This is a genomic window from Mesorhizobium sp. EU05-FHT14A09, from assembly GCF_058790995.1.
Genome location: NZ_JBYTDF010000003.1, coordinates 528602 through 543172, shown reverse-complemented (window position 1 = coordinate 543172; position 14571 = coordinate 528602). Strand labels below are relative to the sequence as shown.

General features: G+C 61.7%; 11 protein-coding genes. 4 read left to right on the top strand and 7 right to left on the bottom strand.

Annotation, left to right across the window (positions count from 1 at the left end; genetic code table 11):
* Window positions 1-44 precede the first annotated feature (44 nt).
* Together AC3WTO_RS14230 and AC3WTO_RS14225 are read right to left on the bottom strand one after the other, a co-directional pair.
* Window positions 45-3206: an efflux RND transporter permease subunit gene (locus AC3WTO_RS14230; RefSeq protein WP_492461363.1), complete on the bottom strand. Its 3162-nt coding sequence runs from the start codon at window positions 3204-3206 to the stop codon at window positions 45-47.
* A gap of 98 nt (window positions 3207-3304) precedes the next feature.
* Window positions 3305-4447 carry an efflux RND transporter periplasmic adaptor subunit gene (locus AC3WTO_RS14225; protein ID WP_492461362.1) on the bottom strand — a complete coding sequence of 381 codons (1143 nt, stop codon included), beginning with the start codon at window positions 4445-4447 and terminating at the stop codon, window positions 3305-3307.
* 766 nt (window positions 4448-5213) lie between these two features.
* Between AC3WTO_RS14225 and AC3WTO_RS14220 the strand changes: the two genes are divergently transcribed.
* The 4 genes from AC3WTO_RS14220 to AC3WTO_RS14205 all read left to right on the top strand — a co-directional run bounded on the left by AC3WTO_RS14220 (window position 5214) and on the right by AC3WTO_RS14205 (window position 9694).
* Window positions 5214-6224: an iron ABC transporter substrate-binding protein gene (locus tag AC3WTO_RS14220; protein ID WP_492461361.1), complete on the top strand. Its 1011-nt coding sequence runs from the start codon at window positions 5214-5216 to the stop codon at window positions 6222-6224.
* A gap of 154 nt (window positions 6225-6378) precedes the next feature.
* The gene (locus AC3WTO_RS14215; RefSeq protein ID WP_492461360.1) at window positions 6379-7959 is read left to right on the top strand and encodes an ABC transporter permease; all 1581 of its coding nucleotides are present in this window, start codon (window positions 6379-6381) and stop codon (window positions 7957-7959) included.
* On the top strand, window positions 7956-9041 hold the full coding sequence (locus AC3WTO_RS14210) for an ABC transporter ATP-binding protein (protein ID WP_492461359.1): 1086 nt from the start codon (window positions 7956-7958) through the stop codon (window positions 9039-9041). Before AC3WTO_RS14215 ends, AC3WTO_RS14210 begins: the two co-directional genes overlap by 4 nt.
* 221 nt (window positions 9042-9262) lie before the next feature.
* Window positions 9263-9694 (top strand): hypothetical protein, encoded by a 432-nt coding sequence (locus AC3WTO_RS14205; protein ID WP_492461358.1) that lies wholly within the window; start codon window positions 9263-9265, stop codon window positions 9692-9694.
* Window positions 9695-9704: 10 nt separating this feature from the next.
* On the opposite strand, the gene AC3WTO_RS14200 is transcribed toward AC3WTO_RS14205, so the two are convergent.
* The 5 genes from AC3WTO_RS14200 to ugpB all read right to left on the bottom strand — a co-directional run bounded on the left by AC3WTO_RS14200 (window position 9705) and on the right by ugpB (window position 14325).
* Window positions 9705-9857, bottom strand: a complete 153-nt coding sequence (locus AC3WTO_RS14200) for a hypothetical protein (protein ID WP_492461357.1) — start codon at window positions 9855-9857, stop codon at window positions 9705-9707.
* A gap of 247 nt (window positions 9858-10104) precedes the next feature.
* Window positions 10105-11184: a sn-glycerol-3-phosphate import ATP-binding protein UgpC gene (locus AC3WTO_RS14195; protein ID WP_492461356.1), complete on the bottom strand. Its 1080-nt coding sequence runs from the start codon at window positions 11182-11184 to the stop codon at window positions 10105-10107.
* A 6-nt stretch (window positions 11185-11190) separates the two neighbouring features.
* Complete coding sequence (ugpE, locus tag AC3WTO_RS14190) at window positions 11191-12039, bottom strand: sn-glycerol-3-phosphate ABC transporter permease UgpE (RefSeq protein ID WP_492461549.1); 849 nt, start codon at window positions 12037-12039, stop codon at window positions 11191-11193.
* A gap of 34 nt (window positions 12040-12073) precedes the next feature.
* On the bottom strand, window positions 12074-12958 hold the full coding sequence (gene ugpA / locus AC3WTO_RS14185; RefSeq protein WP_492461355.1) for a sn-glycerol-3-phosphate ABC transporter permease UgpA: 885 nt from the start codon (window positions 12956-12958) through the stop codon (window positions 12074-12076).
* A gap of 56 nt (window positions 12959-13014) precedes the next feature.
* Entirely contained in the window at window positions 13015-14325 is a 1311-nt protein-coding gene (gene ugpB / locus AC3WTO_RS14180; protein WP_492461354.1) for a sn-glycerol-3-phosphate ABC transporter substrate-binding protein UgpB, read from the bottom strand.
* Between the last annotated feature and the right edge of the window lie 246 nt (window positions 14326-14571).

Here is a 14571-nt window from a genome sequence, read left to right as displayed (position 1 = left end):
GCCGCCGGGTTTCGCCGGCGGCCTTTCTTCATTCTAGCCGAGAGCTATTCGGCGGCCTTGGGCAACGCGTCGGTCTCCCCTGAACCCAACTCATACTCAACCGAAACCACCTTGCCCCGGCGGAACAGCCGCGCAAGCCAGCTGCGCTGTCCCGGCTTACGCTTGGCGCGGGTGAACACCATCAGCATGGCCGGCGTCACCACCAGCGTCAGCAGCGTTGCGAAGGACAGGCCGAACACGATCGCCGACGACAGCGAGATCCACCATTGCGTCGACGGCGCATTGATCGTCGTCTCGTGGTGGAAGATCTCGAGGCCCAGGCCGAAGGCGATCGGCAGAACGCCGAGGATCGCCGACACCGCCGTCAGCACCACCGGACGGGCGCGTTCACGGCAGGTCTGCAGCACGGCTTCGGTCTTGTCCCAGCCCTCATCGCGCAGCCGGTCGTAGGTGTCGATCAGCACGATGTTGTTGTTCACCACCACGCCTGCCAGCGCGATGACGCCGATGCCGGACATGACGATGCCGAAGGGTTGCCCGGTCAGCATCAGCCCCAGGAACACGCCGATCGTCGCCATGACCACGCAGGACAGCACCAGCCAGACCGACGTGAACTTGTTGAACTGTGCCAGCAACACCAGGAAGATCAGGAAGATCGCGGCGCCGAACGCTTTCGACAGGAAGGCGCTCGCTTCCGCGCTGTCTTCGTTGGAACCAGCCAGCTTCCAGCGGAAGTTGTCGGGCAGGCCCATGTCGGCGATGACCTTGGTCACTTCGGCCTGCACGGCCGCGACCTGCGCTCCCGCCGCGGCGTTTGCCTGCACCACGACGGTGCGCGCGCCATCGATGCGGTTCAGGGTGCCAACGCTTGGTTCCGGCTTGCGGATGACGAAGTTGGCGATCGGCACTGAACCCTGGCTGGTCTGAACACGCAATTCGTCCAGCGTCGACAGCGTACGGCGGTCTTCCGGCAGACGCAGACGGATGTCGACGGCCTTGTCGGCGCCCGCAGGGCGGTATTCGCTGAGTTTCAGCCCGTTGGTAACAAGCTGCACGACGGTACCGACAGAGGTTGGATTGACGCCGTACTGCGCTGCCTTGCTGCGGTCGACCTCAAGTGCCCAGTCGATGCCAGGCGGCGGCAGGCCGTCTGTAACATCGATGACATTGGGTACCTTGGCGATGTGCGCGGCGACGTCGCGTGCCACCTTGTCGATACCGGCCGGGTCAACAGCCGAAATACGCACCTGGATCGGCTTGCCGGTTGGCGGGCCAGCCTCGGGCACGCGCACTTCAACATCGACACCTGGAATGCCGGCGGTTGCCTTGCGCAGGTCGTCGAGGATCTGGTTGGCGGCCTTGCGCTCGCGCCAGTCGACGAATTCATACTGGATGACGCCGACGACATCCTCGGGAACGTCAGCACCACCACCGCGTGTCTTGCCAACGCGGGTATAGACCGACTTGATGCCCGGCCAGCCAAGCAGTTTTTGCTCGGCTGTACGCGTTGCAGCGTCCATCTCGGCGAGCGAGAGATTGCCGCGCGCATGCACGTAAAGCAGGCCGTAATCCGGTTCGACATTCGGGAAGAACTCGACGCCGGCACCATATTTGGAATAGCCGACCTGAATGCCGACCAGCAACAGTACGGTCAGCAGCAGAACAGTCTTCGGAAACTGCACGGCCCTACGCACGACCGCCATGTAGGCGCCGTCCTTGCGCTCCTCCTCGCTGTGGACCTCCGCCTTGGCGAAGATCGCGCCAAGCGTCGGCGTGAACACCAGGGCATAGAGCATCGACGCAGCCAGCGTGACGATCAGCGCGATCGGCAGGTACTTCATGAAGTCGCCGATGATACCTGGCCAGAACAACAGCGGCGAGAAGGCGGCGATGCGCGTCATGGTGGCGGCGATGACCGGACCGGCCATGCGCTTGGCGGCCAGCGCGAAGGCCTCTTCCTTCGGCATGCCTTCCGTCATGCGCCTTTCGGCGAATTCGGTGACGATGATGGCATCGTCCACCAGCATACCGACCGCGAGGATCAGGCTGAACAGCACGATCATGTTGATCGTGTAGCCCATCAGAGCCAGCAGCAGGATGCCGATCAGGAAGGATGACGGAATCGCCAGGCCGATGAGCAACGAGGCGCGACCGGAGAGTGCGTAGAGGATGACGATGAAGACAAGGATGACGGCAATCAGCACATGGTTCTGCAGATCGTTCAGCAACTGCTTCACGAAAACCGACTTGTCCTGCGTATAGGTGACTTCCATGCCAGCCGGCGCGATCTTGACGAACTCGTTGGCGACCCTCTTGGCGCCCTCGATCGTCTCGACGATGTTGGCGCCGATGCGTTTCTTCACTTCGATGGCGATCGCCGGCTTGCCGTCGAGGCGCGTGATGGTCTCGGCATCCTTGAAGGTCGAGCGGATGGAAGCGACGTCCTTGGCCTGCACCACCGCATTCGGGCGCGCGACCACCGGCAGGTTGGCGACATCTTCCGGCGTTTCGATCAGCGACGGCACCTTGACGGCATATTTGCCTTCCGACCCTTCGATGTTGCCGGCGGCAACCAGACTGTTCGACTGGCCGACGCCCTGCATCAGCTGATCGAGCTGTAGTCCGTAGGAAGAGAGCTTGACCGGATCGACGACCACTTCGACGAGGTCGTCGCGGGAGCCTTGCAGCGTGCCTTCCAGCACGCCGGGGACTTCCTCGATGCGGTCACGCAATTCGCGCGCGGCCTTGGCCAGCACTCGCTCCGGCACATTGCCGGACAGGGTGACGACAAGCACCGGAAACTCGGAAATGTTGACTTCGTTGACGGTCGGCTCTTCGGCGGCCTGCGGCAGGTCCGCCTTGGCATCCTGCACCTTGGAGCGGGTGTCCTGCAGCGCCTGCGCGAGATTGGTCGACGGGTCGAATTCGACCAGCACATAGCCACCGCCCTGATAGGCGGCCGAGCGCATCTCCTTCAGCCCCTTCAGGCTTTTGAGTTTGGTCTCGACCGGCCTGAGCAGCAACCGCTCCGAATCCTCGGGCGAAATTCCCTGATAGACCAGGGAGACGTACATCATCGGGATCGGCACGTCGGGCTCGGCTTCCTTGGGCACCGACATATATGCGATGGCGCCTGCAAGCAGCAGAAACAGCAGCACCGAAATGGTCAGCCGCGCATTCTGGATGGCAAGCTTGACGATATCCATGGGGCAGATTCCGAATTTGGATTCGATAAGACGGCTAGAGCAATTCCAGGAAAAAGTGTGTGACGGTTTTCCGTCCGGAACTGCGTAAAAACAAAGAGCTAGAGCGTTCCGCCGATGGCGTTGTCGCCAACCAGCTTCTTGATTTCCTGCGGATCAGCCGCGACCGGCTGCACGACATCGCCTTCCGTCACCAATTCCTGACCGGCGACGATGATGCGCGCATCCGCTGGAATACCGCCAAGCACGAGACCGCCCGGCATGTCATCGACGAGATCGATCGGGAAGAACATGACCTTGTTATCTTTGTCGACGGCTCGAATGCCCAGGTCGCCCTTCTTGCCCAGTGTCACCACCGAGCGCGGCAGCATTACCGCATCGGTCGGTTTGGCCGACAGCGTGATTTCGGCCGTCATGCCGGCGGGGATGCCGCCATCGGCATTTGGAATGGCGATCTCGACACGGAAGGTGCGCGTCGCTGCCGAAGCATCACGGCTGATATAGCGTACCGTGCCTTCGGCAACCTGGCCGCTGACCAACCGCACATTGGCCTTGTCACCGATTTTCAGATAGCCGAGGTCTCGTTCGCTGACCTCGCCGCGCGCGATCACCGGATCGAGGCTGAGGATGGTCGCCACTTCACCGCCCAATGGCACAGCACTGCCGAGTTCGACCGGGACACGGTCGATGACGCCATCGAACGGCGCCTTCACTTCCTTGCGGGTGAGTTCGGACTCGGCGGCGGAGAGCTGCGATGTCGCCAGCGCCAGCGCCGAACGCGCACTGTCGAGCTGGAGCTTGGCAAGATTACCGGTCTTGGCGAGGCGTTCGGCCGCATCGAGCTCGGCCTGACGCTGACCTTTCAACTGGCGGGCGTTCTCAACCGCGGAGATCTTTTCTTCGGCGTCGAGCATCAGCACGATGTCGCCGATCTTGACATGATCGCCCTGCTTGACCGGCAATTCGCTGATGATGCCGGCCACACGCGTGGCAAGCACGGCGCGCTTGTCGGCTTCGGTTACGCCGGAAATGCGAATTGCCCGCGCATGCTCGCTGCGCGGCGGCGTCACAACCTTGACGATACGCAGCGAAGCTTTCTGCTCCGCCTGTTCAGGCTTGACCTCGGCTTTGGGCTGCTCTGCAGCGGCGCTGCCCACAGACGAAAAGTGTCCAGTCCCCATCCACGCCGCAAAGCCAACAAGCACCACAATGGCTGCGACTTTGTGAAACCTCATCTTCGGCATCGTCGTCCATCCGGTAAAACGTGAACCCCCGCCGCGTTTCCGGTCGGCGCGTGTTCGATATGGGAATGCGCGCGGCGATCTTCAATTTACCGTGATCGGCGGAGCGCGCTTTCTACATGAATCGCTCTTATTAGACAGTGGTAAAAATACGGAAGATCGACACTTCAAGGTCGTTTCCGCTCGATCAGATCCTGGTTTTCGCGAAAATCAGCTGGCGTTTTACTGCGAACCGAAAAGAATTTTTCGGCACCTGCCAAAGCGACGGCGATGGCGGACGGGCAGTCACGACAAACGATCGTTTCACATTGGAGCCTTGCCTGACCGAAAGCGCGCCCTAAGGAAGGAAAAGCCCTCCGAGAGCCTTCGCCAAGCCAGGTTTACGCATCACCGCGCCATCAGTATCTCTTTGTAATTCAAGTGAAATTCGCTTCGCGCGAAATTTCCGGCTGTCTCTTTCTCGCGTTCGACGATAATGTCTGGCGATCCGAGCAGCAGCAGGCGGGACAGGGTTGGCGGGCAGGCACGGCCCACGGCGACCGGCAGTTCTGCTACCCAAAATCCGATGCTGTCGCCGTCCGTGGGGGAGCGGAATACTTAGGAACCGTGGCAGCAAGTGTCAGGATGATGGAGCTAGCCGATACGATTTCCGACACCGGGAGGCGCCGGGCGACATGCCGCAGCCGTTTCATTTGACAAAATGTTGACTAGGCCGATCATGTATCGATAGCTGTTTCCGACATCGGATCAGGCAACCAGGGAGACCTTGATGAAGTCCATTCTTTCAATGCTGGCGGGTGCTGCTGCACTATCGATAGGCGTTGCCGTTCTGCCGGCCATGGCTGCGGATGGCGACGGCATTGTCGTCTATAACGCCCAGCATGAAAGCCTGGCCAAGGAATGGGCGGAAGCCTTCACCAAGGAGACCGGCATCAAGGTGACGCTGCGCAACGGCGGCGACAGCGAGTTCTCCAACCAGATCGTGGCGGAAGGCGCAGCCTCGCCGGCCGACGTCTTCCTGACCGAAAACTCGCCGGCCATGGCGCTCGTCGATACTGCCGGCCTGTTTGCACCGATCGACGCCGACACGCTGGCACTGGTGCCGGAACAGTATCGCCCGTCCGACGGCAAGTGGGTCGGTATCGCCGCGCGCAGCACCGTCTTCGTCTACAACAAGGACAAGCTGAAGGAAGATCAGCTGCCGAAGTCGCTGCTCGATCTTGCGGACGCAGGCTGGAAAGGCCGCTGGGGTGCGTCGCCATCCGGCGCTGATTTCCAGGCGATCGTTTCGGCCCTGCTCGAACTCAAGGGCGAGGAGGCGACCGCAACCTGGCTCAAGGCCATGAAGGAGAACTTCAAGCCGTTCAAGGGCAACAGCACGGTGCTGAAGGCGGTCAACGCCGGCCAGGTCGATGGCGGCGTGATCTATCACTACTACTATTTCGGCGATCAGAATAAGACCGGCGAAAACAGCAAGAACGTTGTGCAGTACTATTTCAAGAACCAGGATCCGGGCGCGTTCGTCTCGGTTTCGGGAGCCGGCGTGCTCGCATCATCCAAACACGCCAAGGACGCCCAGGCCTTCGTGAAGTGGCTCGCCGGCAAGGGTGGCCAGGAGATCCTCAAGACCGGAACTTCCTTCGAATATGCTATCGGCAACGGCGCGGAATCCAACGCCAAGCTCGTGCCCCTGGCCGACCTGCAGGCGCCCAAGATCGATCCGCAGAAGCTCAACTCGAAGAAGGTGACCGATTTGATGACGGCAGCCGGCTTGCTTTAGCCGGCATTCATCCTAATAAGGACCGCATGAACACGCTCCCGCGGTCCCCGCGGGAGCATTTCGTTTCAGAGACCAACTCCCCTGATGGCCAAGCCGCCCTTCACCCTTTCTCTCATCCAGACCTGCCGAACGGCGGGACAGAACGGGTGACTTGATGGCGTCGGGCGAAATCGTGCAGAGCGACGCAGCGGCTCGCATGCCCGGTCGGCGCCGCCCTGCCCGCTCCTTTCCGTTGATCACGCTGACCGCGATCCTGATTTCCATCCTGGCATTGTTGCCGCTCGCCTTCGTCATCTTCATCGCCATCCAGACCGGCTGGACGACCGTCGCGCAACTGGTGTTTCGGCCACGCGTCGGCGAACTGCTCGTCAACACCGTCCTTCTTGTCGTGCTGGCCGTGCCGATCTGCGCGGTGCTCTCGGTGGCACTGGCCTGGTTGACCGAACGCAGCGACCTGCCCGGCGCACGTCTGTGGTCCTGGCTTGCAGTGGCGCCTCTGGCAGTGCCGGCCTTCGTGCATTCCTATGCCTGGATCACCTTCTGGCCGGATCTCGACGGCCTTTTCGCCGGAGTCTGGGTTTCGGTGATTGCCTATTTCCCCTTCCTCTACCTGCCGGTTTCGGCTGCCTTCCGTCGACTCGATCCCGCTCTGGAAGACGCAGCCGCATCGCTGGGCTTAAGCCCCTGGCGCGTTTTCTTCCGGGTGGTGCTGCCGCAACTGCGCCTCGCCCTCTGCGGCGGCGCTCTGCTGGTCGGCTTGCACCTGCTTGCCGAATACGGCCTCTATGTCTTTGTGCGTTTCGACACCTTCACCACCGCGATCGTCGACCAGTTCCAATCGACCTTCAACGGTCCCGCCGCCAACATGCTGGCCGGCGTCCTGGTCGCTTGCTGCCTGGTGCTGCTGACACTCGAAGTGCTGGTGCGGGGCGAAGAGCGCTATGCCCGCGTCGGTTCCGGTGCCGCTCGCCTGAAGCCGCGCACGCCCCTCGGCCGCGCCACCTTGCCTTGTCTCGCCTTGCCGGTCGTCGTCACGCTGCTGGCGATCGGCGTACCTTTCCTGACCATCGGCCGCTGGCTGATTGCTGGCGGCAGCGACGTCTGGCGCCTGGATGAGATCGGCCTGGCGCTTGGCCAGACCCTCTTCCTCGCCATCGCCGGGGGCATCCTGGCCACCATCGCAGCGACCCCGATGGCCTGGCTGTCGATCCGCGCGCCTGGGCGCCTGCAGCGCATTCTGGAGGGCTGCAACTATGTGGTCGGAGCACTGCCCGGCGTTGTGGTTGCGCTGGCGCTCGTCACCATCGCGGTGCGCGTCGTGCAGCCGCTTTACCAGACACTCGCCACCATCCTGTTTGCCTATGTGCTGATGTTCCTGCCGCGCGCGCTGGTCTCGCTGCGCGCCTCGATCGCGCAGGCGCCGGTCGAGCTGGAACGCGCCGCCGGCAGTCTCGGCCGTTCACCGCTGAAAGCGCTCTGGGCAACGACCATCCGCCTGTCGGCACCGGGTGCCGCGGCGGGCATGGCGCTGGTTGCGCTCGGCATCATGAACGAGCTGACCGCGACCCAGATGCTGGCCCCCAACGGCACACGCACACTGGCGATGGCCTTTTGGAATTACAGTGGCGAGATCGACTATGCCGCGGCCGCTCCCTATGCAGCGATCATGGTGCTGATGTCTCTGCCCCTCACCTGGCTGCTCTATGTGCAGTCGAAGCGAATGGCCGGCCAATGAGTTTCCTGGAAATCGCCTCGCTGTCGAAGAATTACGGCCCGGTTGCCGCCGTTGCCGGCATCGACCTTGCTGTCACAGCCGGCAGTCGCACCGCCATCGTTGGCCCCTCGGGTTGCGGCAAGACCACGCTGCTGCGCCTCATCGCCGGTTTCGAAGCGCCCGACGGTGGTCACATCACGCTTGACGGCAAGCTGCTTGCCAATGGCGGCACCAGCGTGCCCGCGCATCTGCGCGGGATCGGCCTGGTGGCGCAGGACGGCGCGCTGTTTCCGCATTTGACCATCTCCGGCAACATCGGCTTCGGTCTGGACCGCAAGGAAACGCGGCGCGATGAGCGTATCGCCGAGCTGGCCTACATCGTCGGACTGGACAAAAGCGTTCTCGCGCGCCGGCCGCACCAGCTTTCCGGCGGCCAGCAGCAGCGCGTGGCGCTGGCTCGCGCCATGGCGATGAAGCCTCGCCTGATGCTGCTCGACGAGCCCTTTTCCGCGCTGGACACCGGCCTGCGCGCCTCGATGCGCAAGGCGGTGGCGGAGATGCTGGAAAGCGCCGGCATCACCACCATCCTGGTGACGCACGACCAGGCCGAAGCGCTGTCCTTTGCCGACCAGGTTGCCGTCATGCGCGAAGGCCGGTTCTCGCAGATCGGCACACCGCGCGACCTTTATCTGCGACCCAAGGACCGCATGATCGCCGAATTCCTCGGCGACGCCATCGTGCTGTCGGCGAAGATCGCCAATGGCTATGCCGAATCCACGCTGGGCCGCATCGCCGTTGACGGCAAGGAGCGGCGCGAGGTTGCCCGCATCATGCTGAGGCCGGAGCAGGTTCAGCTCGCCGCCGCCACGCGCGCCGAACTTGCCGCAGCCAAGCCGGGCGTGCTGTTCGGTGAGGTAACGGAATCCGAATTCGGCGGCGCGGCCTGCGCTGTCGCGATAAAGCTGCTCAACAGCCCTGACCCACCCGAGGCAGCAGCCATCGGCTCGACGCCGCTTGTCCTGAGAAAGCCTGGGGCCGATGCACCATCCGTGGGCGACATCGTGCGCATCAGCGTCGTTGGGAAAGCGCACGTGTTCAGCTGAAAACAGGGCCGCCGCCAAGGCAGCACCGAAACGACAAGCCTGCCGGCATCGTCCAGGTGCCGGCGCGCCGTCTCGTGCCGTCAGGACAGGCGACGCGCCTTCGGCGCGGGATCCGCGCGGACAATTACCATTTGGGGGCATCGACCAAGAATGCCTGCTGGTACCAAAACCGCTTCGGCCGCGACCAAGCTCGAACGGTTGTGCCGGCAGGAGGATAGACGATGGACAGCGCCTACTTGTCAGCATTGGCTGCCCTGGCCGGGTCCAGCATCGGTGCCTTTGCATCGCTGGCAACAACATGGCTCAACCAAAGCTACCAGAACCGCATACAGCGAAGAGCCAACGAGATGTCCCGCCGCGAGCGGATCTTCGGCGAGTTCATTGACGAAGTCTCGAAGGCGTATAGTGACGCCATGGAGAACAGCCTCAACGACGTCGGAAAGCTCGTCAAACTGTACTCGATAAAGAACAAGATGAAGCTTTTTTCCGGGCGCGAGGTCATCGCCAGCGCCGATGGCGTGCTCGAACTCGTCATCAACAGATACTCAGCGCCCAAGGTGGATCCATCGAAACTCGATGGAGGTAAAATTCAACGCTTCGATATCCTGTATGATTTCACGGAAGCATGCCGGAAAGAGATCATTCGCTATTGAGCTGAGCGGATCAATAGCCGACGGCCTGGAGTGCCGCCAAGGCCTGCATTGGAGCCTCGCTCATTTCCATCAGCGTCGTCGCCCTATAGGTCGAATGTTCGATTTCAGTATCTTCCAGCATGGCGCGGTGCATCAACACCATCCTGCCGAGCGCGTCAGCCAAAGCTTTCTCGTGCGAACTCATAGCGTCTGCGGGACAGTTGCTTGATCCTCTGGACAGGACAGCGCAGGACTGATCCGCATCCAGCGCGTCGGATTATGACGCTTGCCGAGATCGCCAAAACTATCATTTGGCGGCAGTTCCGCACGGGCGCCGTGCACATTCGGAGATGTGGTCCCAGCGCTTCGTTACTTCGGAAATGCGCTAGCGTCTCCTGGCGCAAAATGTGGCCCATCCTTGCTGGGATTGCCTAGACGCGCTTTCCCGCGCTGTCGAACCAATGCAGCTTCCCGGTCGGGACCAGAACTTCGAGCCTGTCGCCAGGCCTCGCGACGGCACGCCCCGCCACCCTGACCACGATACGGCCGCCGGCGGCCGCACAGTATAAGAAGCTTTCGGCACCCACCGGCTCGACGGCCTCCACGGTGGCCGACAGCTTGAGGGAACCGGATGTCTTCGCTCCCTCGCCAAGGACATCGGCATCTTCCGGACGGAAGCCGAGCGTTGCGGCATGCGCCGGCGCGGTAATGTCCAGCCCTGCGCCATTGGCGAAGAATTTCTCCTGCGTGTCGGCCGCACTGTCCGGCTTGGCCGTGACGGCGAGCAGGTTCATCGGCGGCGCGCCGATGAAGGAAGCAACGAAGGTCGAGGCGGGTTTCTCGTAGATGTCGAGCGGTGCGCCCATCTGTTCGACAAGCCCGGCATTCATGACCACCAGGATGTCGGCCAGCGTCATCGCCTCGAGCTGGTCATGCGTGACATAGACCGAGGTGACGCCCAGCGACCGCTGCAGGTTCTTGATCTCGACGCGCATCTGTCCGCGCAGCTTGGCGTCGAGATTGGAAAGCGGCTCATCGAACAGGAACACTTTCGGATTGCGCACGATGGCGCGACCCATGGCGACACGCTGGCGCTGGCCGCCGGAAAGCTCGCGCGGGCGCCGGTCGAGCAGGTGCGATAATTCCAGCACCTTGGCGGTCGAGCGAACACGCGAATCGATCTCGTCCTTCGGCGTGCCGCGGTTGCGCAGGCCGTAGGCCATGTTGTCGTAGACCTTCATATGCGGGTAGAGCGCATAATTCTGAAACACCATGGCGATGTCGCGTTCGGTTGGCCCGATCGCATTGACCACCTTGCCGTCGATGGCACAGGAGCCAGAAGAGATCGTCTCCAGGCCGGCGATCATGCGCAGCAGCGTGGACTTGCCGCAGCCGGACGGGCCGACCAGCACGCAAAGCTCCTTGTCGGGTATGGCGATCGACACGCCTTTCACCGCCTCCACCCCGCCGGGATAGACCTTGCGTACGTCCTTCAGGTCAACTGTCGCCATCTCTTCTTATTTCTCCGTATCGACGAGACCGCGCACGAACCAGCGCTGCATCAGCACCACGACCAGGATCGGCGGCACGATGGCAAGGATCGCCGTCACCATCACCAGGTGCCACTGCGTGTCGGCATCGGCGAAGGACACCATTTTCTTCAGCGCAATGACGATGGTGGTCATGTCGGTGCGGTTGGTGACCAGCAATGGCCACAGATATTGCGTCCAGCCATAAATGAAGAGGATGACGAACAGCGCCGCTATGTTGGTACGCGACAGCGGCAGGAGGATATCGAAGAAGAAGCGCCAGGGGCCTGCGCCGTCGACCCGGGCGGCCTCGACGAGCTCGCCCGGAATGGTCATGAAGAACTGGCGAAACAGCAGCGTCGCCGTAGCCGAAGCGATCAGCGGAATGATCAGGCCTGCATAGGTATCGATCAGACCGAGATCGACCATGACCTTGTAGGTTGGCAGGATGCGGACCTCGACCGGCAGCATCAGGGTGATGAAGATCAGCCAGAAGATCGTCATCCGGAACGGAAACCGGAAGAACACGATGGCATAGGCAGAGAGGATCGAGATCGCGATCTTGCCGATCGCGATGCCCAGCGCCATGACGGTCGTGTTGAGCAGAAGCGTGCCGGCGCCCACACCGCCCAGGCGTCCGGCGCCGCCGAACAGGGCTTCCCCGTAGTTGTTCCAGAACTCGCCGCCAGGCACCAGCGGCAGCGGCGGCCTGAGGATCGTCTGGAGCGTGTGTGTAGACGCAACGAAGGTGTAGTAGATCGGGAAGGCAACGATCACCAGGCCGAAGATCAGGATGGCATGGGCGACATAGATGCCCTTCGCCGACTGGCCGATCATCAGCTTGTCATGCCCGCTGCCGGGTGCCTTCGGCTCAGCCATAATGCACCTTCCTTTCCACATAGCGGAACTGAATGGCGGTCAGTGCGATGACGATGACCATCAGGATAACCGACTGTGCGGCGGACGATCCGAGGATCAGGTTGACGAAGCCGTCATTGTAGACCTTGTAGACCAGTGTCTCCGTTGCCTTGCCCGGTCCGCCGCCGGTGACGGCGTGCACGATGCCGAACGTGTCGAAAAAGGCATATGTCGTGTTGATGACCAACAGGAAGAAGGTGGTCGGCGCCAGCAGCGGGAAGACGATCGTCCAGAAACGTTTCGTCTCCCTGGCGCCGTCGATCGCGGCCGCCTCGATCAGCGTTTTGGGAATCGCCTGCAGCCCGGCAACGAAGAAGAGGAAATTGTAGCTGATCTGCTTCCAGGCGGCTGCGGCCACCAGCAAGATCATCGCGTCAGTGCCGTTGAGCACCGGATCCCAGGCAATGCCAATCTTGCGCAGCAGGATCGCGAGCGAACCGATCGACGGGTTGAACAGGAAGAGAAACAGCATACCGGCAATGGCCGGAGCCACTGCATAGGGCCAGATCAAAAGCGTGCGATAGAAACCTTTGCTGCGCACCACCTTCTCCGCCATGACCGCAAGGAGAAGAGCCACGGTCATGGCGACCGCTGCTGTGGCCACGGAGAAGACCACCGTGACCTTGATCGAATACAGATAGTTCGGATCGGCCAGCACCCTCTTGAAATTGTCGAACCAGACGAATTTCGATTTCAGGCCGAAAGGATCCTCCTTCAGCATAGACTGGTAGAGCGCCTGTGCCGCCGGCCAATAGAAGAACACCAGTGTGATCGCGAGCTGCGGTGCCACCAAAAGGTAGGGCAGCACCCTGTTCGGGAAAACGACACGGGGGGTCAATGTGGCACACCTCCCTCCGGCCTGCCGATCATGTGCGTGAGCATTCGCAATGAACGCTAATTCCCAAGCGCTTCCTTGATGGCGGCGTTGCCCCGTGACACCGCATTGTCGAGCGCCTGCTGCGCGGTCTGCTGACCGGCCAGCATCTTCTCGTATTCCTCGTTCTGGATGTCACGCACCTGCGGCAGGTTGGGCAGGCGTACACCCTTGGAATTGTCGGTCGGTGCCTTGCCCATCATCTGCAGGATCGGCGTCTCGCGGCCGGGATTCTTTTCGTAGAAGCCGGACTTCTTGGTCGCCTCATAGGCGGCGAGCGTCACCGGCAGATAGCCGGATTTCTGATGCAGGAACTCCTGCACTTCCGTCTTCGACAGATAGCTGAAGAAGGTCGCCACGCCCTTGTATTGCTCCTCGGACTTGCCGCCGAAAACCCAGAGGCTGGCACCGCCCGGCGTGGTGTTCTGTGGCGCGCCGGCCGCGTCGCTGTCATAGGGCAATTGGCCGATGCCATAATTCATGCCCGACTTGACGATATCGCCGAGTCCTCCGGAGGACTCGGTGAGAATGCCGCATTCACCGGCGAGGAAGAGCTGCTTGGCTTCAGAGGTGCGGCCGCCATATTTGAAGGTGCCATCCTTGGCGAGATCGGCCAGCGCCTGGAAATGGTTGACGTAGATCGGCGCATTGATCTTCAGTTCGACGTCACCGCCGGCAAGTCCGTTCTGCTGAGTCGCCCAGGAGACGTTGTTCCAGGCCGCGAAATTCTCGGTATGGATCCAGGTCAGCCAGGTCGAGGTATAGCCGCATGCGGCGGCACCGCTCGACTTGATCTTCCTTGCGGCCTCCCAGACCTCGTTCCAGGTCTTCGGCGGCTTGCTCACGTCCAGCCCCGCCTTCTGGAAAATGTCCTTGTTGTAATACAGGATCGGCGAGGAGGAATTGTAGGGGAAGGACAGCATCGTGCCGTCCGGCTTCGAATAATAGGCAACAATGCCTGGCAGATACTGGGCCTTGTCGAACTGCACGCCTGACTCGGTCAGCACATCCGCCACCGGCTTCACCGCGCCTTCGGCGGCCATCATCACGCCCGTGCCGACATCGAATACCTGCAGGATATCGGGAGCCTGCTTCGCGCGGAACGCGGCAATGCCGGCATTCAGCGCTTCCGGATAGGTGCCCTTGAACACCGGGACGATCTCGTAGTCCTTCTGGCTGGCATTGAAGTCCTTGGCGATCTTGTCGACGACTTCAGCGTTGGCACCGGTCATCGCATGCCACCAGCTGATCTGCGTCACGGCAAAGGCCGAGGTGGTGGTGCAGAGGACGAAAGTTGCGGCGACCCCGGCCGCAAGACCGCGAAACGTCATGTTTCTCTCCCTAATCCATTGGCGAACGCAAACGTCCGCGGGCGGGAGTATGGGTCGAATACGATGAGCCGACAACGTTTTTGTTTCGAGTGCGACTATCGTAGTATCGTTTCGCTTGCGACTGGCTTTCGAATTGCGCGAAATTCATTAGCCGACATCTCCGCCTCGGCTTCTGACCGGAACCCGAAAATGTCGCGCATTCTCGCTTGATGCTGATTTGACTGGGATCAGTTCCTTTATCGCCCG